This window comes from Algoriphagus confluentis, assembly GCF_036245625.1.
In the GTDB taxonomy this organism is placed as follows: Bacteria; Bacteroidota; Bacteroidia; order Cytophagales; family Cyclobacteriaceae; genus Algoriphagus; species Algoriphagus confluentis.
The window spans coordinates 49504-73005 of record NZ_BTPD01000002.1 but is presented as its reverse complement, the minus strand read 5'-3'; the positions used below and the strand labels follow the sequence as shown (position 1 = coordinate 73005).

Here is a 23502-nt window from a genome sequence, read left to right as displayed (position 1 = left end):
TTCCCTACCTCTGTCTTCTGTCTTGCAGCCTAAAATCAGGGGAATATTCGTTTACTTACAGAATTACGAACAGCAGATTTAATTAATTAGATAAATGACGATTGCAGAGCGGCACAAGCATATATTGGATGAACTGGCGATAAGCGGATTTGTCAATGTGGCTGACCTTGCCAAATCGCTCCAAGTCACCGTTGTGACGATCCGAAAAGACCTGAAGATCCTCGAAGATAAAGGCTTGCTCTACCGCTCTCACGGAAGTGCCACCTCGGTTTCCCCCTATGTATCTGACCGATCTGTTCAAGTGAAAAAGCTGGAGCAGGTAGAGGAAAAGAGCAAAATCGCCCAGAAAGCTGTGGAGTTTTTAGAACCAAAAGAAGCCATCATTATCGGTTCGGGTACCACCGTAGGCGCCTTTGCGCAAGCGATTCCTCGGAATTATCCGCTGACCGTGTTGACTTCCGCATTGAACGTAGCGATGGCCCTGATTGATTCCACAGAGATAGAACTGGTACAGTTGGGGGGAGTGGTGCGAAAAAGCAGCAGCTCGGCAGTTGGGCATTTTGCCGAAGAGATGTTGAAGAGTTTTGCCTGCAGCAAATTGTTTCTCAGCGTGGATGGAATTAGTCTAGACTACGGGCTCACCACTTCCAATATGATGGAAGCCCACCTCAATGCGCAGATGATCCGGTCCGTTCAGAAGACCATCGTGTTGGTCGATAGCCGAAAGTTTGGTCGAAAAGGATTTGGCAAAATCGGAGAACTCGAAGACGTGGATGTGATCATCACCGACTCGGGGATTCCCGAAATTTTTAAAGAAAAACTGGAAGAAAAAGGAATTGAAGTGGTGATAATTTAAAAATCCTTGTAAACTTTTCGCTCTACGGCTGCCCCATTTTTCTCCAACGTCACCACATAGATGAAATCATATTCTACATCCTGGAGGTCAGAATACTTCTCCCCTTCTCCCACAAAATAATTCGCCAATCTGCTGACCGTATTGCTATGCCCGACCACCAAGATATTTCCTTCCAGACTCTTTAATTGCTCGACCAAAGCATCGTGATTGCTTGGATCGTAAGATTGAATGTTCAAGCCGGCTTGTTCTGCAGTGGGCAAAGCTGTGAGTCTAGTCCGCTTGTAATCCGTGCTGAAGACATGCTTGATATTCTCATTTTGGAGAATCTGGGCCAGTTTTTTAGCCCGAATCTGACCTACTTGGAGCAGTTCAGGATCACTTCCGGCGAGTTGCTTTTCGGCATGGCGGACGATGTAGATGGCTTTAGGGGAGGTTTGGGAAGTGCAAGCTCCCAAGAAAAGGATAAGACCTAGAAGAAGGAGAAGGTTTTTCATGGATAGTTAAAGATATGCTTCGCGAGATTAGAGATATGCTTCGCAAAATAGAGGACCTGTCTCGGCGCTAGCCATATTTTTATCTGCAAAGCTATCTTTCTGATTATCCCGAAAAGGTATTGTCCAGATGCTGATCTTTGGCTTTGACCGTCTCAAATTCCAAAAACTGCTCCCAAAACTCATTTTCAGGAAGAGCTGCTCTCATGTAGAGTTTTTCTTTGCGAATGGGATGTACAAAGACCAAGTGAAATGCGTGCAGGTTGATACTAGCATCGGGATTGGCCTTGGCAAAACCATACTTTACGTCGCCCCGAATCGGACAGCCCATAGAAGCCAACTGCACACGAATCTGATGCGGGCGACCGGAAATCGGACGTACCTCGAGCAACCAATGGTCATTGAGTTTGCCGAGAACCTTGTAATTCAGTTCCGCCTTTTGAGAACCCGGCACTTCCCTTTCGTGGGCTGTGACAAAGTTTTTGGCCTCATCCTTGGTCAGCCAATGGGTGAGTTTGCCTTGCTCCTCGGGTGGACGGCGCTTTACGATGGCCCAATAAACTTTATGAATATCCCTCTTTCGGAACAGTTCCATCATCCGCTCCAAGCCTTTGGAGGTGCGGGCAAAGGCCACGAGTCCACTCACCGGACGGTCCAGCCGGTGAACAGGGTGAAGGAAAACCGCTCCGGGCTTTTCGTATTTTTCGGCAATGTAGTCCTTGCAGTAGTCCGTCAGCGTCTTGTCCCCGGTTTTATCCCCTTGTACCAAGACCCCTGCCGCTTTGTTGACGATCAGGAGGTGGTTGTCCTCATAGACAACAGAAAATGGTTTTGCTCTCATAATGAATCACAAAGGTAGGTTTTATTTTGGGACCGAAGACCGAAGATGAAAGACCGAAGCACTTCTTCCGTCTTCGGTCTCCTGTCTTCCTACTTAAGAGAGCATTTTTCGAATTTCATAATCCTGCAAATGCGCATTGAGCCAGCCGGCATCGAGGTAGGCCCCGTATTTTTTGTAAAAATTAATCGCAGGCTCATTCCAATCCAAGACCTGCCACATCATTCCGGTACAGTTTTCTTCCAAGCATTGGGCCATCACCCGGTCAAAGAGCATTTTCCCTGCACCGTTTCCTCTTTCAGACTCGGTCACTACGATATCTTCCAAATAAAGGCGCTTACCTTTCCAAGTTGAATAGCGGAAGTAGTAGATCGCAATCCCAATAATTTCTCCTGTAGTCTCTTTTTCGCAGACAAAAAGTCCATAGACCGGATTGGGACCGAAACCATCTTTTTCCATCATCTCCACCGTATTGGTGACTTGCTCGGGGGCTTTTTCGTATAGCGCGAGTTCTTTGATCAATTCGAGCACTCGGGGTAGGTCTTCGATCGTTCCTTTTCGGAGAGAATACATGAGAGGATTAGTTTAATGAATGGTTAATTTAATTTCTTAAATCCTACCTCAGGAACTCGCAAACTTCAAATTGCCCATTTAACACTAATTTGGATCAAACTTCCGTCTTCGGTCCTCGGTCTTCCAGCCCTTGTTGCTGGAGTAAAGCTCTGAGGAGGGAGTAACACAAAATCAGATTTGCTTATTTCTTTGGAATGGCCCTAAATTAGTCAAAACCTGAGAAACGAATGTTTTTAGCCATTGATGCCGGCAATTCCAATGTAGTATTTGCGCTTTTTGATCCCAAAAACGGCAAATGGACCAATCAATTTCGTCTGGAGACCCAAACTCCCAAGTTGATTTCCCAATTGGGAAAAAAGGTTCCGCTCTATTTTTTGGAACACGGTATTTCTCCTGAAGAAATCAATCAAATCGGCTTCAGCTCGGTAGTTCCTGAGGTCAATTCCGTGATTACGCAGTTTTGTGAGGGCTTTTTTGGACAAGCCCCTTACCTCATCAGCCCGGAGAGCTATAAAAAGCTTCTTGTAAAACCTGTTCGTCCCAATGAAATCGGAAGTGACCTGATGTGCAATGTGATGGCCGCCTACTCCCGGGTAAAGGGACCTGTCATCGTGGTGGATTTTGGTACGGCTTTGACTTTCACTTCGGTAGATGAAAAAGGAAAAATCTTAGGGGTAAGCATTGTCCCCGGGTTGCATACCGCGATCAAGGCCCTTTTTATGAATACCTCCAAGCTGCCTGAGGTAGAATTGAAGCTTCCGGAGTCGGTTTTGGGAAAAAACACCATTCACGCCATTCAGTCAGGCGTGCTGTATGGATACACAGGCTTGGTAAAAGGGATGCTGGAGGCGATCAGAAAAGAAACCGGGACAAAGTTTACAATCCTGGCAACCGGGGGTTTATCCTCCATTCTGACCAACCTTCAGGATGAATTTGATCAGGTGGACAGAAATCTCACGCTAGACGGTCTCCGCCTGATTACTGAAGCAAATCAGTAAATCTGGGCAATTTTTAATTTTTCCAATCTTTCAATTTTTCAATTCCTTACCTTTGCCTTAACCAAACCCTTCCCCAGCTATGAACGAGCGCTACATGCAGCGCGGTGTTTCCGCCTCCAAAGAAGATGTTCACCAGGCCATTTCCAAGCTAGATAAAGGCCTTTTTCCCAAGGCTTTTTGCAAAATCGTGGAAGACACACTCGGCGGGGACCCGGATTATTGCAATATCATGCATGCAGACGGGGCAGGGACCAAGTCCTCTTTGGCTTACCTCTATTGGAAAGAAACCGGCGACCTCAGCGTGTGGAAGGGAATCGCTCAGGACGCCATCATCATGAATACCGACGACCTGCTTTGCGTAGGTGCGATCAATAATATTCTGGTCTCCTCCACCATCGGCAGAAATAAAAACCTGGTTCCCGGAGAAGTAATCTCAGCCATCATTGAGGGCACAGAAGAGGTGCTTCAGATGCTTCGCGACAAAGGAGTGAATGCTGTCCTGACCGGAGGAGAAACAGCTGATGTGGGAGATTTGGTGCGAACGATCATTGTGGACAGCACGGTGACCTGCCGAATGCGAAGAGACGAAGTGATCAGAAATGACAAAATCCAGGCAGGGGACGTGATCGTAGGATTGGCCTCTTATGGACAGGCCAATTACGAAAAGGAATACAACGGAGGCATGGGAAGCAATGGCTTGACTTCAGCACGACATGATGTCTTCAGTAAAGTATTGAAGACCAAATTCCCGGAGAGCTTTGACCCTGCTGTACCGGACTCCTTGGTGTACACCGGAAAATACAATCTGACTGACCCTGCACCCGGAGCCCCTGTGGATATGGGAAAATTGGTCCTTTCCCCAACCCGAACCTATGCTCCGATCATGGTCGACGTGTTGAACTACCTCAGACCTCATATCCACGGCTTGGTGCATTGCAGTGGTGGGGCACAGACCAAAGTCCTTCACTTTGTGGACCAAGTTCATGTGATCAAGGATAACCTTTTTGATACTCCAGCCTTGTTTAGGATCATTCAGGAGGAAAGCGGTACCGACTGGAAAGAAATGTACAAGGTCTTCAACATGGGCCATCGGATGGAAATCTACTTGGATGAGCGCTATGCAGATGAAATCATCGATATCGCAGAATCTCACGGGGTAGAAGCCCAAATCATCGGTCGTGTAGAACCTCACGAAGGAAAAAAAGTAACCATTCAGAGTCATTACGGGACCTTTGAGTATTGATTTTCCGACATGCTCATTTAGAAAAAGTTATTGGTTATTGGTTATTGGTTATTGGTTATTGGTTATTGGTTATTGATCATTGATCATTGATCATTGATCATTGAAAATTTTTGCTCCTCTACATGAATAAGCTTACTTCTACATTTGCCAAGGCTCTAAAGATCTTTCTTTGGGCTTTTCTTTTTTTGGCACTGTTGGGATTTGTATTGATCACTACTGTGGACCGATCTCCGATTGAGGATCAGGATTTTTATCAAGAAACTCTCCAAAGATTGGATCAAGAATCCTGGACAGAAACTCAAGGTGAGGTTTGGCTTTCTGGCTGGTCAAAAGTGAACCTCACTCCCGAAAGACCGGTGGATTTGGTCGGCTATGCCCCGAGAGGGCCTTATGAATTTGTCCAGGACAGCAGCTATGTCAAAGCCATCGCTCTCAGCAATGGCCAAACCCAATTGGCTTGGCTCAATTTCGAATTGCTTATTGTGCATCCTGCCTTGGCCAAAGCAATAGAGGAAGGAGTCCAAAAAGCAGGAATCCCCATTGACCAATTGATCTTCACCGCCACCCACACCCACTCCGGCATGGGTGGATACATGCCCGGCCCTTTGGGAGAAATGGCCTTTGGGGGATACGATGAGAAAATCGTCGAAGGCTTGGTCGCCAAATCCGTCCAAGCCCTGCAATCTGCCCTCAGCACTCAGGATACAGTATCTATTTCCTTCCGTAAAACCAATGCACCTGACCACGTGTCCAACCGCTTTATCAAAGACGGACCTTACGATCCCTTTGTCCGGCAGTTGATTTTCACCAAAAAGACGGATGGGAAAAAAGCACTCTTTTTTACCTACTCAGCCCATGCGACTTGTCTGAGCTCCAAATTCATGGGCCTTTCCGGGGACTATCCCAAGTTCTTGACCCAAAGGTTGGAAAGCCGGGACTATGAATTCGCGCTCTACGCAGCAGGAACCGTGGGAAGTCATCGCCCTATGGCCAAGGGAAATACTCCCGAACTGGTCCAATCCTATGCTGCCTCTCTGGATTCAGTGATTTGGCTTAGGATGACCAACTTTGCTTCCAATAAAAAACCTTTAATCAAATATTCAAGATTGAATCTAGAACTCAGAGAACCTCATCTTCGGATTTCCGACAACCTGAGAATCCGTCCTTGGCTATTTGATTACCTAGTTGGTGACACCAATGCACATTTGGATATCACTCAGATCGGGAACATTCTGATGATCGCTTCCAGCGGGGAGACTTCGGGGGTTTTTTATGAGGAATGGGAAAAACTCGCTCAGGAAAATGGACTCAAACTGATCATCACGGTCTTCAATGGCGGCTACATTGGCTACATCACTCCCGATGAGCTCTACGACGAGCATTTTCACGAAGTCAGAGAAATGAACTGGTACGGTCCGGGAAATGGACATTATTTTGACCAATTGATTCAAAAAACCATAGAAAAAGCTCAATGAGAACCAATCCAACCATCAACCCATCTCTCTGGAAAAGCCTTTTCGGCATGCGCTGCCCAAAGTGTCGGAAAGGTAGATTATTTCAGTCCATGAATTGGGGGAGGCCTGCCAGCTTTTTCGAAATGAAGAAAACTTGTGAAAACTGCCATCAGGCCTTCGAACCCGAACCTGGATTCTACTTTGGTGCTATGTTTATCAGCTATGCCCTGAATACTGCACTATTTATCGCAGTTTGGGTAGCTTATTCAGCTCTTGTAGATGAGTTTTCCATTTTGGAGCTCTTGCTTTGGATCGGGATTTCGGCTATTCTCCTTTTACCAGTCTTCTTCAGGCTAAGTCGGTCGATATGGATTACCATTTTTGTCCCTTTTCAGGGAAAAGACTAATCCTTTCGCCCATACACCTGTGCTTTAATCCAGCCTTTTTCCCATGTTTTTTCTTTCAAAAGGCAGAATCCACTTTGCGAAAGTAAGCCGGGATAATCAGGAAGGTCACTTCTCGGATGCCCGGTAGTAGCCCGAAAAAAGAGAAGCATCAGGCGAGACAGCACCTGTTGTCTCCTAGTTTTGGGTGGGAAAAAATCACTGATTATCACAATCCCATTTTCGGAAAGGCAGGATTTGATTTTCTCCAACAAAGCCAAAATATCCTCTTCCCGAAGACAGTCCAAAACAAAAGGGAGCAGGAAACAATCGGCTTGGCTTTGGCCTTGAAATTCTCCGTGAACAAACTGAAGGGAAGAATTTTTGAGATTTTTTTGGGCTATTTGGAGCATTTTGGCAGACTTTTCCAAATACATTCCCTTCAATCGGGGACCAAATTGCTGATAAGCAAATCCGTCTCCACCACCGATGATTACCAGTTTATTGGAGAGATTTTCGTCCACAAAGGCCCGGTTGGCAGTAAGAATTTTTTCTCCGAAAACCCCTTGGGAGAGCATTTGGTAGATAGGGGCAAGGAAACCATACAGGTCCGACATCGGTATATATTGTCATTGATCTTCTGTTAAGGTTCCCTTTTGCCAAAAGGACTGGTATTTGGGCTCAAAGGAGAACAACCGAAGAAAGTTAAGATTTAATTGCAGGAAGTACTGCTTTTTTGGTCAGTCTTCAGGCAAAGTTGCGAATAACCCATGTAACCCTAATCCAAAAAAATTTTAATGAAAAATTTCCTGAATAAAATCAGCGGCATGCGCCAATTGCTTTCCAACATCGATTTGGATCAGATAGCTAAACTATCCCAGAAAGTGGACTTGCCGAAAATGGTAGGCTTGGTCTCTCAGATGAGTGATGCTGACCTCAGTAAAATGATGGGATTGCTTAAAGGAGGTGGAAAGCCCAAAGAAATCCCACCCATCAACGGGGACTTTTATGAATTGGGTAAATGCCTCCCTAAGCACGAGCGGGAGATTCAGCTGAGAGTAAGGGATTTCATGGAGAGAGAAATCAAGCCGATTGCCAATGACTATTGGAATCGGGCGGAGTTTCCCATGCACATTATCCCCAAAATGGCCGAGTTGGACATTGCCGGATTGACTTATCAAGGATACGGCTGTCCGGGACATTCCGCACTACTTGAAGGGTTTATCGCCATGGAAATGGCCCGGGTGGACACTTCGATTTCTACCTTTTTCGGGGTACAAAGCGGATTGGCTATGGGTTCACTCTACCTCTGTGGCTCAGAAGCGCAAAAGCAGGAATGGCTTCCTGCCATGCAGAAACTGGAAAAAATCGGCGCCTTTGGCCTCACCGAACCCGAAGTGGGGTCAGGGGCTGCAGGAGGACTGACCACCACCTGCAAGCGAAAAGGAGATTCTTGGATACTCAATGGGCAGAAAAAGTGGATCGGCAATGCCACCTTTTCGGATATGACCATCATCTGGGCCAGAGATCTCGATGACAATCAGGTAAAAGGATTCATCGTCAGAAAGGACAATCCGGGATTCCAGGCCGAAAAGCTTAAAGACAAGATGGCCTTGAGAACAGTACAAAATGCCCTGATTACCATGACCGACTGTGAAGTACCTGAAGCCGACCGCCTTCAAAATGCCAACTCCTTCAAAGACACAGCAAAAGTCCTCCGCATGACCCGGGCAGGTGTGGCTTGGCAAGCAGTAGGCTGTGCGCGGGGGGCCTACGAGCTCGCCCTTGCCTACACTAATGAGAGAAACCAGTTTGGGCGACCCATTGCCTCGTTTCAGCTCGTGCAGGACCTCTTGGTGACTATGTTGGGAGATTTGACAGCCATGCAGACCATGGTCTTCAGACTTTCCCAAATGCAGGATGAAGGAGAATTGCTGGACGAGCATGCTTCCTTGGCAAAAGTTTTTTGTACCCTGAGGATGAGATCTATTGTGGACCATGCACGGGAGCTTTTCGGAGGAAATGGGATTCTTCTACAGCATGACATTGCCCGGTTTGTGGCCGATGCGGAAGCAGTCTATTCTTACGAAGGAACCAAGGAAATCAACTCCCTTATCGTAGGTAGGGCGATCACGGGGCATAGTGCTTTTGTCTAAAGCATCCAAAGCAGAAGAGGAAGCATAAAGGATGCTTCCATTCTTCCTCTTTTTGCTTCCTGAGAGATACCTGCATGAAAAAAACTGAGGTAGTGAATAAGGGTCATCAATAAAAGTAGGCAGGCAAAAGGGCGGTAAAAGGAAGGTAAAAGGATAAAAGCCACCAAACTCAGGAAAATCAATAAGAAGGCAAGTCTTCTTATCCAAACAAGCAGTCTTTCCGGTACAAGGGTCAACGCTGCCGAGGGAAATCCCAGAGCAGCATCCTCCTTTCGGTCCAAAAATGAAAACATCAACAGATTCAGAAAGGCCAAAGCCATGTAAGCAGGAATAAATAGCAGATTTTGCCAGGTCCAATCAATCACCTCCAGCCGAAGCAGGGGAATCCAGGCTATCCCCAAGACATAAAACACAGCCGTACTCAGCTCTTTGATCAATCCGGCCGCCTGACCGGCTTTTCTCAGGAAAAACATGGTCAGGAGAATGACTATCCCCAAACCCAAACTGAAATAGAGCTCCTTTCCCAAGCCTAAAACCCGATAAGACAAAAATAGCCCAAGAAGGACTGTGGGAATGACAAAAAACCACAATACCCCCCCCCATCGCTGATAAAATACATGCCTGGAAGATAGTGGGGACTTCAGCTTGCGGGCATCCAGAATATGGTCCAGGGTATAAATGCACCACACTGCCATCCCCAAAAGCAAGGCGATCAAGGGATCCAATTCCGCGTGAAAAAGTCGGGAGAAAAAGAGTAATCCCGCTATTGAGCCTGCCACTACATCCAAGGAAAGACGGGAAATCACCCGGTACGCCGTTTGAAGAAATGCCATAGCCGAAAATAAGGCGGAATTCTGAAATCTTAACTTCCCTTGGTCACTTTGGGGAGTTTAACTCAAATCTCCAACCTCACTCGTGGAATTTGTGAGTTTTTCATTGGCAGAAAAAGTATATTCATGGCTGCAACTCAACCCAAAAACCGATGAAAAAACTCTGCTTACCCCTATTTGCCTTCCTTTTGAGTCTATCCACTTTTGCCCAAAGCCCCATCAAAGTGGCTTTTGTGGGAAATAGCATCACCCAAGGTCCCGGTCGGGACAATCCGGATTCCTACCCTCTTCAGGTTGGAGCTTTACTCGGAGATGCCTATGAGGTTAGAAATTTTGGCGTAAGTGGCCGAACCCTGCTGAGAAAAGGGGATTACCCTTACTGGAATGAGCCGCAGTTTCAGGAAGTAAAAGACTTCCAACCCGATGTGGTTTTGATCAAATTGGGCACCAATGACTCCAAACCGCAGAATTGGGCCCACAAAGAAGATTTTGTGAAAGATTATCTGGATATGATCTCAGAATTCAGAGAACACATGCCCAAGGACGGAAAAGTCTATGTCATCTTCCCCGTACCGGTGACCCGAGTCAATTTTGGTATCACCCCTGAAGTAACGAATAATGAGCAAAGACTCATGCTATTTGAGGTCGTTCAAAAATCAGGAGCGGAGGTGATCGACCTGTATACCCCGCTGATGGACAAACCCGAGCTGCTTCCTGACGGTGTGCATCCCAACAAAGAAGGACTGACCATTATGGCTGAGGTGATTGCGAGAAGGATTAGGCTCTAAGAAGATTTCTTTAAAAATTGGCAGGCGAAGTCGATTTTCGCCTGCCTTTATTTTTCCAAAAACCAAACCTGCTTCCATTCCCCCTCAAAAGGGTCGTTAGCTTGAGGAGTCCCGGGGGTACTTCTCCCATCACGGATGTATTTTGCAAGCAGGCTCTTCAATTCTTCCACTTTTTCGGTTTGTTCAGCCTCCAAATTGGTAGTTTCTCCAGGGTCTGAGGCAAGATTGTACAATTGAACCTCCGGGAGATCCTTCGAAACCGGGTCATTGGGTCTGGGATAGCTCCATCCTCCCGAACCCGGAGCCAAAATCAGTTTCCAGTCTCCCTTGCGGATGGCAAAAGTACCGTTAACGGAATGGAAAACAGTGGCTTCACGAAACTCCCCCGAGGGAGTATTCCCCAGCAACAAAGGAAGCAGGGAATAGCTGTCCTCTCCTTCATTTTCCCCCACTTCATAGCCTGATAATTCCGCAGCTGTGGCAAAAAAATCAACCAAGGAGATCGTATGCTCGCTACGGGCACCTGCTTGGATTTGCTTTGGCCACTTGGCGATAAAGGGCACCCGATGCCCTCCCTCGTAGATATCTGCCTTGTGCCCTCTGAATTGGGCGCTGGGCAAATGCCCCATCTCCACCAATTGGGTAAATCCAGCCGCAGGTGCGCAGCCATTGTCACTGCTGAAAATCAACAGCGTATTTTCTTCCAATCCTGCCTCGGCCAAAGCCCGGTTGACTTGCCCGATGTAGTCATCGATCATCATCACAAAGTCAGCATAGGGCAGCAGACCGCTTTTTCCCTGCCATTCCTCTTTGGGAAGAATGGGGGTATGGGGAGAAGGCAAAGCGAGGTAAAGAAAGAAAGGTTTTTCCTGCCCGGATTGACTTTGGATGTATTGGATGGTTCGGTTAAAGAAGTTCGGGGTCACCTCTTCATGGATAAAGTCCGGAGAAGTGGGACCTTTTCTCCACCAGGAGTATTCCCCTTCGTCTATGGTCTCCCGGTTGGGAATCTGAGTGACTTGGTCATTTTCCACATACACATAGGGAGCCATATCCAAGGAAGCGGGGAGGGCATAGCTGTAGTCAAAGCCCAAGACAGTCGGACCGTTTTTAACAGGCTTTGAAAAATCCACCAAACTGAAGTCGGCCGCATAGCCTTTCCCCACCTGCTCGATCGAATCCACCTTCAATCCCCAATCCATACCCAAGTGCCACTTTCCGATAAAAGCCGTCTCATACTCTTTGGATTTCAACATTGAGGCTACAGTGGTTCTTTCTTTGGGGATCAACGCTTGAGATTCCCCGGTCAGCACGCCTTCTTTCAAGCTTGTCCTCCAATTGTATCGACCGGTAAGCAAGGCATACCTCGATGGGGTGCAAACCGCCGAAGTAGTATGGGCATCGGTAAATATCATCCCTTCTGCTGCCAGCCGGTCAAGGTGTGGGGTTGAAATTTTGCTATTCGGATGAAAGGCCTTCAAATCCCCATAGCCCAAATCATCCGCCAAAATGAAAATGATATTGGGTGGGCTTTCCTTTTTGGGCGGGGCAGTGCAGGAAAAAATCAGAGCAATCAGGAGGTAAAGAAGGGACAGTTTTTTCATAAGGCATTATCAAGACAATCCTGTAAACTAGCCATTTATCTCCGGTTTTCCAGCCTGAACTTGGATTCGATTGGCGGTTTCCAAAACAACACTATAATTTACCTTTAGTAATTTACTTTTGGTTAATTACCCTTGACCGTCCACTAACCAAAACTTTTTGGAGTAACCCCAATTCAAAAAAATTTTTCTGGAAATACCTTCTATTCCAAGTCACGAATCAAATATCCTTCTCCTTACCTTTGCCACCGAAAAACTCGATAGACTGACTGTGGGCCTGCTGCTTTTGGACCATCAGGATTCCTTCACCTACAATTTGGCTGAACTGATCACTGAGGTCACCTCTTTTCCTTTACAAATCATTTCTTCCTCCTCCTGGCAACCTGCCTTCCTGGAGGACATTCGCGGAGTCATTCTGTCTCCGGGACCGATGCGGCCCAAGGACCATCCGGGTCTTTTTCCCTGCATCGAAGCCTGTGCAGAAAAGAATATCCCGCTACTTGGCGTTTGCCTTGGTCATCAGGGAATCGGGGAGTACTTTGGGGCTAGCCTAATCCAATTGCCCCAAGTGATTCATGGAAGAAAGAAGTCAATTGAAGTGCAGCCTTCAGATGAGCTCTTTGCCGGACTTCCTACTCTATTGGAGGTAGGCCTGTACCATTCCTGGATGCTGGAAAAAGATACGCTACCCGAAGTACTGGAAATCATCGGGATATCTGCCGAAAACGAAATCATGGCCATCCGCCACCGTGAAAAACCCATCTTTGGAATCCAATTCCACCCCGAGTCCTTTTTGACCCCACAGGGGGCCCAAGTGATGTCCAACTTTATCTCCCTTTGTCCTTGAGCCCAGAAGAATTTGTCAGACTGACTTCGGCATGGGGAAAAAGCCGGACCCCGTTTTTCTTCCTTCTGGATTTTGAAGGGAAAAATCCACAGGCCTTTCTCTGGGAAGAAGCAGCAACCCATGGAATCTTTTTCAGATTTAAGAACCAAGGGAATGCTACACCAAAAAAAAACCTCCCCGGGGTAAATTGGGCCTTTTCCCCTATTTCCTTTTCGGAATATCAGCGCAGATTTAATCTGGTTCACCGGCATATTCTTCAGGGAGACAGCTATCTGCTCAATTTGACTTTTCCCTCCCAAGTCCAAACCGACCGGACTCTTGAGGAGCTGTTTCACTTGGGAAAAGCACCTTATCAGCTGCTTTTCCAAGACCGGTTTGCTGTATTTTCTCCGGAAGGCTTTGTAAAAATGGAAGGGGAGGAAATCGCCACCTTCCCCATGAAAGGAACCCTCGATGGAAGCGTGGATCGTGCTGAGGAGGTCCTTTTGGCCAATACCAAGGAAGAATGGGAGCACAATACCGTGGTGGATTTGCTGCGCAATGACTTGGCCATGGTCGCCAAAAAAATCCGGGTGGTTCGCTACCGCTACACCGAACGAATCCCCGCGGGTGGAAAGGAAATCGTGCAGTCCAGCTCAGAAATCCGGGGTACTCTGCCGGAAAACTGGCAAGAAAATATCGGAGATATTCTTCTTCGACTACTGCCCGCCGGATCAATCACCGGGGCGCCTAAGGCCAAGACCGTGGAAATCATTCGAGCTGCCGAATTGGACGAAAGGGGGTATTATTGTGGGGTTTTTGGAATTTTCGACGGGGAAAAGGTGGAAAGTGCCGTGGCCATCCGCTTTTTGGAAAAGCGGGACGGGGCCTTTTATTTTCGAAGCGGAGGGGGAATCACCGCTCTAAGTCAAGCCGAGGAGGAATATCAGGAACTCCAAACCAAAGTCTATGTACCCTTTGTTTGAAACGCTATGTCTCCTCGATGGAGAGATTCAGCATGCGGAGTGGCATGAAAGGAGGTTTGTGCGCTTCTATCTCAGGGAGTTTGGTCAGCAGCCTTCCTACTCCCTTTTGGATGGCCTGAAGATTCCGAAGGAATTCCAAAAAGGGAAAAACCGGCTTCGAATCCGCTACCACGCCCAAGGGACTTTGGCCGAATTCGAGCCCTATCATCCTGCACCTCTCAACCGACTCCGACTGATCGAAGCTCCGCAGCTCGACTATTCCCTGAAGTGGACAGACCGCAGTGCCCTGAACCAACTCAAAGAACAGAAAGGCGAGGCAGATGATGTGCTGATCCTTCAAAAAGGCTTCATTCGGGACACTTCTTACTGTAATGTGGTATTTTTTGACGGGAAAGATTGGCTGACTCCGGCCACTCCCCTGCTTGAGGGCACAGCCCGTGCCCGATTGATTGCTGAGGGTAAAATAAAGCCTCGGGAACTTACCCTTTCCGACCTTCCCAAGATGCAGGGATTCCGGCTGGTAAATGCTTTGAGGGAGTTTGAAGAGGAAGAGACACGAGGGATGGAAAACTTGGTTTTCTAACCTACTTTCTGGAAAGACTTCCTAAGCCCGTTTACAAACCAAAGGCCCCGGCAGTTTCCCACCGAGGCCTTTGTAAAAAGCTCAAAATCCCCTTAAAATCAATCTCTTTGAGGATTAATCAACAAAGGCGCCTTGCCATCGGTAATGATAATTTTTGCATTGGGCGAATTGGCAAGTTCCCTAAACGCTTCAATGCTACGCAGTTCAATGATTTCCTTGACCAATCCCTCGGCGAGTATTTTTTGGGCTTCCCGGGTACTTTGGGCTTCGATTTTTCGGCGTTCGGCTTCTTTTCGCTCCCTATCGAGGATGTATTCCATCTGTTGGGCCTCCTGTTCGGCAGCCAACTTTCGCTCGATGGCCCGACTGAGTTCATCGGGGAGCTTGATGCTTTTCATCAGCACCCGCTCTACGACCACGCCGCGAGAACGGAGAGACTCGTGCATTTTTTCCTGGATTTGCTGCTCGATCTGACTCCTCATGCCGGAGTGCATGTCCTTGGCCATATATTGGGCACTGACGTCTGCTGCGGCAGACCGAAACACATTCATAATGAGTACAGAGGAGAAATTCTGTCCCACATCTTCCAAGATGTAAGGAACCTTGGCTTTTTCTACGCTGTAAAGGATGGAAATCTCCGACTCCACGGTGAGTCCTTCCTTACTCGGCAGATTCATTCTTACTTCCTGATTGGTGGTGCGGATGGGTACTTTGAGGACACGGGTCGAGAAGGGATTGAAAGAGACCAAGCCTGCATCAAACACATTGGGATTGAGCTTTCCATACTTTCTTTTTACACCCACTTCTCCCTGCCGGATGACCGTGCAAGAGGCCAATCCCAGGCAGACAATTGCCAGCAAATACGTGATAGTTCTCATAGATTTTCAGGAGTTGATTTGTCTAGTTGAACGAAAAAATTCCTGGGGAAGGTTGGGGAAATCCAGACCAAAATCGACCAAAAAATCACTTTTTTGAAAAGATAATTTTGAGTTTGGTAAAAAAGTCAAAAGGAGGTTTTGAGATTATTTGTCGAGGAGGCGGGAGAGGCAAATCAGTACAATTTTCGATCAGGAACCACCCCCCTCACTCCTCCTCTGGGATCTTCCACATCCCCCGAATACCTCGGAATCAAATGAATATGAACATGGGAAATCGTCTGCCCGGCCTTCTCTCCGATATTTATCCCCACATTAAACCCATCGGGATTAAAGCGTTTTTGGATTTCCTTTTTTGCTTCATTGAGGAGGAAGAAACATGAGGATTGTTCCTTGAAACTTAATTCAAAATAGTCCAAAACATGCCTTTTAGGAATGATTAAAGTATGTCCAGGATTTACTGGAAATTTATCCAAAATGGAATAAGCCTGAGCCGATTCCAGTAATAATTCAGTTTCAATATCCGGATTGCAAAAAGGACATTCAGAAGAGGGTCTTTGAATCTGATTGAAGCGCTGGTATTCGTAAATCTCGCAGTTATCGTTCTTGAAAATAGACCGAAAAGGCAAGACTACATTGGTCTGAAATGTAGGTTTCTGATGGATTTTGTGGGTTCGGAAACCTTCATAAACCAAGTCTCGACGAACAGCAAAATAGGCCTTACCAGATGCATTAAGCAAAGAGGAAATTTCTATTAAAACCAAGGCCTGCTCCTCAGGGAGAAGCACGTTTAACACATAAAAGCAAATAATCGTGTCAAACTTTCTGTCTGGATACTTAGGAAAGTAATGCTTGTCGTAACCTTCAATTTGGAAGCCTTGACTTTTCAGAATTTCCACATCTTTCCCAAATCCACAACCGAAATCCAATATCTCGCCAGTTAATAGGCCTCTTTCCTTTACAATTCTTGCAGGAAAGGAAAGGGAGTCGCGCTCCTTGGCGGTGAGGTGGGAGAATTGGTTTAAGGTTCCCATGGGTCAAATCCTCTTTTTTCAATTAAAAAATGGCACGTTTCCTTCAACTGATCGATTGCCAAATCTCTCCAATTGGAGTTATCAGCATTTCCAAGTAAACTGATTTTGATCTCTTTTTGAAAACGGATTTCAAAGCTTTGATTAAGGATTTCCCAATAATGAAGAATTACTCCCTTTTGTCTGTCAATTAGCCTTGGAGTTGGGATTTTATCCCGTTTAATATTATTGATTTTGGGAACAGAAGGAAGCAAATTCCAGAGATCATTATTCTTCCAAATCGCAAGTGGAATAATATGATCTACTTCAATTTTATTGGTTTTTCTACCAGTCCAAACGCATTCAGTTTCTCCAAGTCTAGCCAACAAAGAACCAAAAAGCTTTTTAGATTCAGTTGCCTCTCTTTCTGTGACAGGTGACTCCACAAGTTTTTCCACAATGTTCTCGAATGGAAGTTCTTTACCAGAAGCTTTCCTAGAAAATTCGGCCCATTTCAAAAAAATGGAATCTTGACCACTTATAAAGCTACCTAAAATCTCAAATGCCTCATAATAGGCTTTAGGAATTGAAAATGTACCGTAATTCAAAACCAAAAAATTACTATCCAGCTTTTTAATTGATCTTGATTTTCGTTTTAATTCCGGAGTAAAAATGGAAAGATAATCAGAAGAAATAGATCTTCCGATGTAGTACATTGGCATTTTCCTAATCGTAGCATTAAGCTGATTTGCCAAACTAATCACAGTTGGAGTCAATTCTTCACTGACACCATTCCTTTTCAAATCAGCATAAAATGCTGATAATCCACCTTTCTTTTGATAAAAGGAAACTACATCGGAAAGCTGTTTTTCAAAAGATAAATTGGCTCTTCCATTGATTTGGGGAATTTTCAAGCTTGAATCAAAAATCGGATAATAATAGATCATCCACTTCTCAATCAACAACCCCATAGGAAAATGTACCCTATCCCCTTTTAACTCAATAAATGGACTATTCTCCTGAATAAGGTCTATTGTGCCCCTCAATAAAGCAAACTTGTACGTGGTAGATTTACTATCCCTCTCTATGATCTTACTGATATTGGAAAAAATCTCTTTGTTCATTTCCTAAAAGCTTTAAACTAAGATAGCAAAAGCAATAAAGGCATCAAATATTATAAAATCGAGTTTAGAAAAGAATCACAATTGGGGAGGATTAAAAAATCTGTTTATTGATCTGTTAAAATCTGTGAGGCCCATACAAAACAAAAAAACCACAACCCTTACGAGCTGTGGTTCCGATTTGGGATCTATTGTTGTTTATTTTCCGCCTAGGGCATTGGCACCGGCTACAATCTCGAGGATTTCGTTGGTGATCGCTGCTTGACGGGTACGATTGTACATCAATTTCAGTTCTTTTAGCAGTTCTCCGGCGTTTTCTGTTGCCTTGTCCATTGCCGTCATCCGTGCACCATGCTCGGAAGCATTGCTTTCCAATACCGCCTTGTAAAACTGCACCCGAAGGGCCTTTGGCACCAATTCCTGAATGATAAACTCCCGGGATGGCTCCAAAATGTAATCGGTCTCAGTAGTCACTGCTTCTGTAGTCTCCATTGGAGACATAGGAAGGAACTGCTCCGTGCGGATAATTTGGGTAGCTACGTTTTTGAATTCATTGAAAACCAAAAACACCTGATCAAATTCTCCTGCGACAAAAGCATCCATCACTTCGTTGGCAGCATTCCAAACCGCATCTACGGTCAAATCCTGAAACATTTGGGCATGTGCGCCTTTGATTTCATATCGGGACTTCTTGAAGAAATCCATGGATTTTCTGCCCACGGGCATGATGGTGACTTCGGCTTGGGAGAAATTTTCCCGGATAGCTGCTTGGGTAGCCTTGATGACGTTGGAGTTGAAAGCCCCGCAAAGTCCTTTGTCAGAAGTCACAGGGATGAAAAGCACCTTTCTCACTTCTCGTTTTTGGGCATAGACCAAGTCTGCGGACCCTTCTGCCGAAGCAGACACGTTGTTGAGGACTGCAGTCAGCTTTTGGGAAAAAGGTCGCATCTGCACGATCTTGTCCTGCGCTCTTCTCAGCTTGGCAGCCGAGACCATCTTCATGGCTTTGGTGATCTGCTGCGTGGACGTGACGGAGGTGATCCTTTGCTTTACTTCCTTGAGGTTAGCCATCTGTGCTTACTTTGTATCGATCTAAATCCGGGCAGGTAGCCCTACCCGGATATAATGGTTGATTTTATGCGTACTTAGGTGCCAATTCTTTGGCTGCTTGAGCGAGGATTTGACCTGCCCCGTCGATATCTCCTTTGAGGATTTTTTCCAAAGCCTCAGGATATGAAGTATCCAAAAGCGTGTAGAATTCCTTCTCAAAAGCTCTTGCCTTCTCTACAGGCACGGTATCCATCAAGCCTCGGGTAGAAGCATAGATGATGGCCACCTGATGCGCTACCGATACCGGAGAGTACTGTGGCTGCTTCAGGATTTCCTGGTTTCTACGTCCTCTTTCGATGGTTCGCTTGGTAGAAGCATCAAGGTCGGAACCGAACTTGGAGAAAGCCTCCAATTCACGGAACTGTGCCTGATCAAGCTTCAAGGTACCGGCTACTTTCTTCATCGATTTGATCTGCGCATTACCCCCTACTCGGGATACGGAGATCCCCACGTTGATCGCAGGACGGATACCGGAGTTGAAGAGGTTGGTCTCCAAGAAAATCTGCCCGTCGGTAATGGAGATTACGTTGGTAGGGATATAAGCGGAAACGTCACCTGCCTGAGTTTCGATCACCGGAAGTGCAGTCAAAGAACCTCCACCTTTTACCAAATGCTTGATGGACTCAGGAAGGTCGTTCATAGCCTGAGCGATTTTGTCGGATTTGTTGACTTTCGCCGCTCTTTCCAACAATCTGGAGTGAAGGTAGAATACGTCACCCGGATAGGCTTCACGTCCCGGAGGTCTTCTCAAAAGCAAAGACACTTCACGGTAAGCTACTGCCTGCTTGGAAAGGTCATCATATACCACCAAAGCAGGACGTCCGGTATCACGGAAGAACTCTCCGATGGCAGCACCCGCAAAAGGAGCAAAGAACTGCATCGGTGCAGGGTCAGAAGCCGCTGCAGATACGATAATGGTATAAGGAAGAGCTCCGCCTTTTTCCAAAGCTGCCAAGATACCTGCTACGGTAGAAGCTTTCTGTCCGATCGCTACGTAGATACAGAATACAGGCTCGCCTTTTTCGTAGAAGCTTTTTTGATTGAGGATGGTATCGATCAAAACGGCAGTCTTACCAGTCTGACGGTCACCGATAACCAATTCCCGCTGCCCTCTTCCGATAGGAATCATGGCATCGATGGATTTGATACCGGTCTGAAGCGGTTCGGTTACGGGTTCGCGGTAGATTACCCCGGGAGCCTTTCTTTCCAAAGGCATCTCGTACAATTCACCGGTGATTGGGCCTTTCCCGTCGATAGGGTTACCCAAGGTATCCACTACCCGACCAAGCATTCCTTCGCCCACCTGAATGGAAGCGATTTTCTTGGTACGCTTTACGGTATCTCCTTCTTTGATATCCTTGGAATCCCCAAAAAGTACAGCACCCACATTGTCCTCTTCGAGGTTGAGCACCATGGCTTTGGTTCCGTTGTCAAACTCCAGCAATTCCCCTGCTTGAGCTTTGGAAAGTCCATAGATACGGGCTACTCCGTCACCCACTTGGAGTACGGTACCCACTTCTTCGAGTTCAGCTTCAGTTCTGACACCGGAGAGCTGTTCTCTCAGGATGGCTGAAACTTCATCAGGTCTTACTTCTGCCATGATAGTAGTATATAGATCGTTTTAAAACTGTTTGACGTATTGATTTTGGATAAGCTGACTTTTCAGCTTTTTGAGCTGCCCGCTGAGGGACTCGTCGAGCTGTTTGTCGTTTACTTTCAGGATGTAGCCACCGATTAGTTCAGGATTGACTTTTTCTACAAGCTGCACTTCCCTGGCCTCAGCAATCCGGGAGATGACTGCCTTGAATTCTTTTCTCAGCTTTTCATCAATGGGGAAAGTGGTGGTCAATTCAGCTACCTGAATGGAGTTTTCGATATTGTATAGTTTCACGAAAGCTTTGGCCATTTCAGGAAGGACATTTTCACGTCCTTTTCTGCAGATAATCTCGAAAAACTTCAGGGTTGCCTCAGTAGCACCTCTTTTTTTGAACAGGGCATTGAGGATGTTAAGTTTTTTCTCCGAACTGATGATCGGATTACGCAGAGCCAATTTCAAATCCCTGTTGGAATCTGACATTTGGGCCAAGTGCATAAAATCCTGGAAGACCTCCTCGACTTGCCCTCGTTCTTTGGCCAGTCCTATCAGGGATTTGGCATAGGCGTAGGCTACTCTTTCGTTGGACATGGATGATTAGTTAAGCTTTAGGTCTTTTACAAATTCTTCCACGAGCTCTTTCTGAGCTTTTTCGTCGGAGAGGTTCTTTCTAAGCAGCTTTTCCGTGACTTCCAGCGTAAGCAGAGCTACCTGATTTTTCACCTCGGTGAGGGCTGCCTTTTTCTCGGTCTCGATTACTGCTTTGGCATTTTCGATTTGCTCAGCCGCGACTTTGGAAGCTTCATTTTTGGCTTCTTCGATCATTTTCACAGAAGTTTCCTGAGCTTTCTTCAGGATAGTATCTCGCTCTAGTCTAGCCTCCTGAAGGAGTTTTTCATTTTCTGCCTTAAGGTTGGCCATCTCGTTTCTGGCTTGTTCGGCAGCTTTGAGAGAATTCTCAATGCTCGTCTCCCGCTCTTCCAATGCAGCAAGCATAGGCTTCCAGGCAAACTTGATCAGGATAAACAATAACCCGAGGAAGCCAAACAGCTGCCAGAAAATAAGTGCGGAACTGGGAGTAATCAAATCCATGATGTATGATTTATTTCAGATTGTTCAATAGGGGAAAGAAAGAGAGGGGAAAGGCCTAGCGCCAATCCCCTTCTGTGTTTGGTTTAGCTGATACCCGCGATATTCAACGCGATCAGCAGACAGATTACCGCTGCAAACAGGGAAACCACCTCGATCAAAGCTGCGATGATCAACATTGCACCCTGGATCTTACCGGCAGCTTCTGGCTGACGAGCAATAGATTCCATTGCCTGACCACCGATACGACCGATACCCAGTCCTGCGCCAATCGCAACAATACCAGCACCGATACCAGCACCCATAAGTGCATAACCAGCAGTCAACAAGATAGACATTAACATAAGTGTAGAATTTATAAATTGAACAAAGAAATTTCTAATTAATGATGATCGTCATGCGCGTGTTCGGCAACTGCAGAACCGATGTACATCGCCGTAAACAGCGTAAATACATAGGCCTGAATCGTGGCCACGAGCAATTCGATGATATTGATAAAGGTCACCATCAGGGTACTCACTACCCCGATAGCGTAAGATTCAAAGATGAAAACCAAAGCAATAAATCCCAAGATCACAATGTGACCTGCAGTGATCGCCACGAAAAGTCGGACCATCAAGGCAAAAGGCTTAGTAAATAAACCGATGATTTCTACCGGAACGATAATCAGCAACATAGGAATTGGCACTCCCGGAGTTGCAAAGACGTGCTTCCAATAGTCCTTGTTCCCGTTGACATTGGTAATGATGAAGGTCAAAATAGCCAAAGTGAAAGTCACCCCAATATTTCCCGTCATATTTGCCGCGCCTGGCAAAAGGCCCAAGAGGTTTCCAAACCAAATGAATAAGAACAAAGTCAAAAGGTAGGGAACAAATTTCTTGTATTTGGGTCCGATTGAGTTTTTGGCGATTTCGTCTCTCACGAAGATGACAATCGGTTCAAGGATGGCTGCAGGCCCTTTTGGAGCGACAGCTCCATTTTTCTTGTAGAAGCTGCCTGCAGAAATGGCCAAAACAGCCAAGAAAATCATAACCAAAAACATCATGACCACGTTTTTGGTGATGGAGAGCTCGAGAAAGCTTGCTCCGTCTACTCTTCCCAAGTGGTCATGCTCGTCGATAAAGTATCCTTCATGCGCATATTCTTTACCGAAGGCGTGAGTCTCATGATTCTGGAAATCGCTGGATTTGAAAAACTCCAATCCCCGGTCAGAAGAATAAACAATAACCGGGAGAGGAAGCGTGACGTGGGTATGTCCAAAGGTTGCGAAATGCCACTCATGGGAGTCTTTCACGTGGTGCATGATAAAGCTTGTCTTATCTTCTTCTGAACCTGCCGCAAAAGTGGGGGTAGAACTTATCAGCAAAAATGCTGAAAATAAAAGACTTAAGGCCAATAATTTACGCGTCATCAACTCTTGTTTTTGAGGGCTACTTCGAAATCGGGCGCAAGTTAGCCAGAAAGGCGTAGATATCAAAAACTAAGTAGAACAAAAAAATCGCAAAGAAATCGGCGATAAACAAAATAATATTTTCCATGCCGGGCCATACTTCCACCCCGATAAAAACCAGGGAACCTATCAGCCTCAGGACCATCGCCAAGACAGAAATCTGAAAAAAACTATCGGGGAGTACTTTCAGCAAAAAAGAATTGAGCAGCTGAATAAAAAAGAAAAACAAAACCAGGAAAATCAAAATTTCCCAAATCTTAGGATGGACAATCACAGGAAAAACCTGCTGAAGGACCCAAATAATCAGCCCAAGTCCCAAGGAAAAGAGCCAAAATCTTACATGTATATTACTTAGGAAGGTCACTTTGGTTGACTTTGGCACAAAGCTACTTCATTCTGCTGAATTGCTACCCATCTCTTTTCATAGAAAGCCAAAGCTGATAAAAAGCCACAAAAACAGATAAAAAGCTGAACAATAGCAACCAAAGAGGGAACTTCATCGCGCTTTTTTGCTGAATCCACCATCCCAGCCAAGTCCCCCCACCGATAATTCCGAATAGCTGAAAAGATAGACCAATGTATTTCACATAGACAGGAGTACCGGAAGAATCGGATTTGGGTTTTGGCTTGGAATCAGGCATAGGTCA

General features: G+C 46.1%; 27 protein-coding genes. 10 read left to right on the top strand and 17 right to left on the bottom strand.

Annotation, left to right across the window (positions count from 1 at the left end):
• Positions 1-94: 94 nt before the first annotated feature.
• Positions 95-856, top strand: a complete 762-nt coding sequence (locus tag AAA943_RS02945; protein WP_338222761.1) for a DeoR/GlpR family DNA-binding transcription regulator — start codon at positions 95-97, stop codon at positions 854-856.
• Here the strand turns inward: AAA943_RS02945 and AAA943_RS02940 are convergent.
• From AAA943_RS02940 to AAA943_RS02930, 3 genes are all read right to left on the bottom strand, one after another.
• The gene (locus AAA943_RS02940; protein ID WP_338222760.1) at positions 853-1350 is read right to left on the bottom strand and encodes a SixA phosphatase family protein; all 498 of its coding nucleotides are present in this window, start codon (positions 1348-1350) and stop codon (positions 853-855) included. The genes AAA943_RS02945 and AAA943_RS02940 overlap by 4 nt on opposite strands.
• A gap of 103 nt (positions 1351-1453) precedes the next feature.
• The gene (locus tag AAA943_RS02935; protein ID WP_338222759.1) at positions 1454-2188 is read right to left on the bottom strand and encodes an RluA family pseudouridine synthase; all 735 of its coding nucleotides are present in this window, start codon (positions 2186-2188) and stop codon (positions 1454-1456) included.
• Between the two features lie 93 nt (positions 2189-2281).
• A complete protein-coding gene (locus tag AAA943_RS02930; protein WP_338222758.1) occupies positions 2282-2758 on the bottom strand; it encodes a GNAT family N-acetyltransferase in 477 nt (158 codons plus the stop codon).
• A 227-nt stretch (positions 2759-2985) separates the two neighbouring features.
• Here AAA943_RS02930 and AAA943_RS02925 point away from each other — a divergent pair, with 227 nt between their 5' ends.
• The 4 genes from AAA943_RS02925 (at position 2986) to AAA943_RS02910 (ending at position 6860) form a co-directional block, all read left to right on the top strand.
• The gene (locus tag AAA943_RS02925) at positions 2986-3756 is read left to right on the top strand and encodes a type III pantothenate kinase (RefSeq protein ID WP_338222757.1); all 771 of its coding nucleotides are present in this window, start codon (positions 2986-2988) and stop codon (positions 3754-3756) included.
• Between the two features lie 79 nt (positions 3757-3835).
• Entirely contained in the window at positions 3836-4999 is a 1164-nt protein-coding gene (locus tag AAA943_RS02920; protein WP_338222756.1) for an AIR synthase related protein, read from the top strand.
• A 122-nt stretch (positions 5000-5121) separates the two neighbouring features.
• Positions 5122-6474 carry an alkaline ceramidase gene (locus tag AAA943_RS02915; RefSeq protein ID WP_338222755.1) on the top strand — a complete coding sequence of 451 codons (1353 nt, stop codon included), beginning with the start codon at positions 5122-5124 and terminating at the stop codon, positions 6472-6474.
• Complete coding sequence (locus AAA943_RS02910) at positions 6471-6860, top strand: DUF983 domain-containing protein (protein WP_338222754.1); 390 nt, start codon at positions 6471-6473, stop codon at positions 6858-6860. Before AAA943_RS02915 ends, AAA943_RS02910 begins: the two co-directional genes overlap by 4 nt.
• On the opposite strand, the gene AAA943_RS02905 is transcribed toward AAA943_RS02910, so the two are convergent.
• Positions 6857-7453: a methyltransferase gene (locus AAA943_RS02905; protein WP_338222753.1), complete on the bottom strand. Its 597-nt coding sequence runs from the start codon at positions 7451-7453 to the stop codon at positions 6857-6859. The two genes, AAA943_RS02910 and AAA943_RS02905, sit on opposite strands and share 4 nt — an antisense overlap.
• A 180-nt stretch (positions 7454-7633) precedes the next feature.
• On the opposite strand from AAA943_RS02905, the gene AAA943_RS02900 reads away from it, so the two are divergent.
• Positions 7634-8992: an acyl-CoA dehydrogenase family protein gene (locus tag AAA943_RS02900; protein WP_338222752.1), complete on the top strand. Its 1359-nt coding sequence runs from the start codon at positions 7634-7636 to the stop codon at positions 8990-8992.
• Here the strand turns inward: AAA943_RS02900 and AAA943_RS02895 are convergent.
• Positions 8989-9825, bottom strand: a complete 837-nt coding sequence (locus tag AAA943_RS02895; RefSeq protein ID WP_338222751.1) for a UbiA prenyltransferase family protein — start codon at positions 9823-9825, stop codon at positions 8989-8991. The two genes, AAA943_RS02900 and AAA943_RS02895, sit on opposite strands and share 4 nt — an antisense overlap.
• A 149-nt stretch (positions 9826-9974) precedes the next feature.
• Here AAA943_RS02895 and AAA943_RS02890 point away from each other — a divergent pair, with 149 nt between their 5' ends.
• On the top strand, positions 9975-10610 hold the full coding sequence (locus AAA943_RS02890) for a GDSL-type esterase/lipase family protein (protein WP_338222750.1): 636 nt from the start codon (positions 9975-9977) through the stop codon (positions 10608-10610).
• A gap of 47 nt (positions 10611-10657) precedes the next feature.
• Here the strand turns inward: AAA943_RS02890 and AAA943_RS02885 are convergent, their stop codons facing one another.
• The gene (locus AAA943_RS02885; protein WP_338222749.1) at positions 10658-12214 is read right to left on the bottom strand and encodes a sulfatase family protein; all 1557 of its coding nucleotides are present in this window, start codon (positions 12212-12214) and stop codon (positions 10658-10660) included.
• Between the two features lie 268 nt (positions 12215-12482).
• Here AAA943_RS02885 and AAA943_RS02880 point away from each other — a divergent pair, with 268 nt between their 5' ends.
• From AAA943_RS02880 to AAA943_RS02870, 3 genes are read left to right on the top strand one after another with little or no spacing between them, the layout of a single operon-like run.
• Positions 12483-13058 carry an anthranilate synthase component II gene (locus AAA943_RS02880; RefSeq protein WP_338222748.1) on the top strand — a complete coding sequence of 192 codons (576 nt, stop codon included), beginning with the start codon at positions 12483-12485 and terminating at the stop codon, positions 13056-13058.
• Positions 13055-14023 (top strand): aminodeoxychorismate synthase component I, encoded by a 969-nt coding sequence (locus AAA943_RS02875; protein ID WP_338222747.1) that lies wholly within the window; start codon positions 13055-13057, stop codon positions 14021-14023. The genes AAA943_RS02880 and AAA943_RS02875 overlap by 4 nt, the downstream gene beginning before the upstream one ends.
• The gene (locus AAA943_RS02870; protein ID WP_338222746.1) at positions 14007-14606 is read left to right on the top strand and encodes an aminotransferase class IV; all 600 of its coding nucleotides are present in this window, start codon (positions 14007-14009) and stop codon (positions 14604-14606) included. The genes AAA943_RS02875 and AAA943_RS02870 overlap by 17 nt, the downstream gene beginning before the upstream one ends.
• A gap of 98 nt (positions 14607-14704) precedes the next feature.
• On the opposite strand, the gene AAA943_RS02865 is transcribed toward AAA943_RS02870, so the two are convergent.
• The 11 genes from AAA943_RS02865 to AAA943_RS02815 all read right to left on the bottom strand — a co-directional run bounded on the left by AAA943_RS02865 (position 14705) and on the right by AAA943_RS02815 (position 23496).
• Positions 14705-15484: a prohibitin family protein gene (locus AAA943_RS02865; protein WP_338222745.1), complete on the bottom strand. Its 780-nt coding sequence runs from the start codon at positions 15482-15484 to the stop codon at positions 14705-14707.
• Positions 15485-15657: 173 nt separating this feature from the next.
• Complete coding sequence (locus tag AAA943_RS02860) at positions 15658-16515, bottom strand: HIT domain-containing protein (RefSeq protein ID WP_338222744.1); 858 nt, start codon at positions 16513-16515, stop codon at positions 15658-15660.
• Positions 16503-17615 carry an HNH endonuclease signature motif containing protein gene (locus tag AAA943_RS02855; protein WP_338222743.1) on the bottom strand — a complete coding sequence of 371 codons (1113 nt, stop codon included), beginning with the start codon at positions 17613-17615 and terminating at the stop codon, positions 16503-16505. The genes AAA943_RS02860 and AAA943_RS02855 overlap by 13 nt, the downstream gene beginning before the upstream one ends.
• Before the next feature lie 195 nt (positions 17616-17810).
• On the bottom strand, positions 17811-18683 hold the full coding sequence (gene atpG, locus AAA943_RS02850) for an ATP synthase F1 subunit gamma (protein ID WP_338222742.1): 873 nt from the start codon (positions 18681-18683) through the stop codon (positions 17811-17813).
• A gap of 64 nt (positions 18684-18747) precedes the next feature.
• Positions 18748-20322 carry a F0F1 ATP synthase subunit alpha gene (gene atpA, locus AAA943_RS02845; RefSeq protein ID WP_338222741.1) on the bottom strand — a complete coding sequence of 525 codons (1575 nt, stop codon included), beginning with the start codon at positions 20320-20322 and terminating at the stop codon, positions 18748-18750.
• A gap of 21 nt (positions 20323-20343) precedes the next feature.
• Positions 20344-20907, bottom strand: a complete 564-nt coding sequence (gene atpH, locus AAA943_RS02840; RefSeq protein WP_338222740.1) for an ATP synthase F1 subunit delta — start codon at positions 20905-20907, stop codon at positions 20344-20346.
• Positions 20908-20913: 6 nt separating this feature from the next.
• Positions 20914-21408 carry a F0F1 ATP synthase subunit B gene (atpF, locus tag AAA943_RS02835; protein ID WP_338222739.1) on the bottom strand — a complete coding sequence of 165 codons (495 nt, stop codon included), beginning with the start codon at positions 21406-21408 and terminating at the stop codon, positions 20914-20916.
• An 83-nt stretch (positions 21409-21491) separates the two neighbouring features.
• Entirely contained in the window at positions 21492-21749 is a 258-nt protein-coding gene (atpE, locus tag AAA943_RS02830) for an ATP synthase F0 subunit C (protein ID WP_026947636.1), read from the bottom strand.
• Positions 21750-21787: 38 nt separating this feature from the next.
• The gene (gene atpB, locus AAA943_RS02825; protein ID WP_338222738.1) at positions 21788-22816 is read right to left on the bottom strand and encodes a F0F1 ATP synthase subunit A; all 1029 of its coding nucleotides are present in this window, start codon (positions 22814-22816) and stop codon (positions 21788-21790) included.
• A 19-nt stretch (positions 22817-22835) separates the two neighbouring features.
• Positions 22836-23219 (bottom strand): hypothetical protein, encoded by a 384-nt coding sequence (locus AAA943_RS02820; protein WP_338222737.1) that lies wholly within the window; start codon positions 23217-23219, stop codon positions 22836-22838.
• Positions 23220-23262: 43 nt separating this feature from the next.
• Positions 23263-23496, bottom strand: a complete 234-nt coding sequence (locus tag AAA943_RS02815; RefSeq protein ID WP_338222736.1) for an AtpZ/AtpI family protein — start codon at positions 23494-23496, stop codon at positions 23263-23265.
• Positions 23497-23502: the final 6 nt, after the last annotated feature.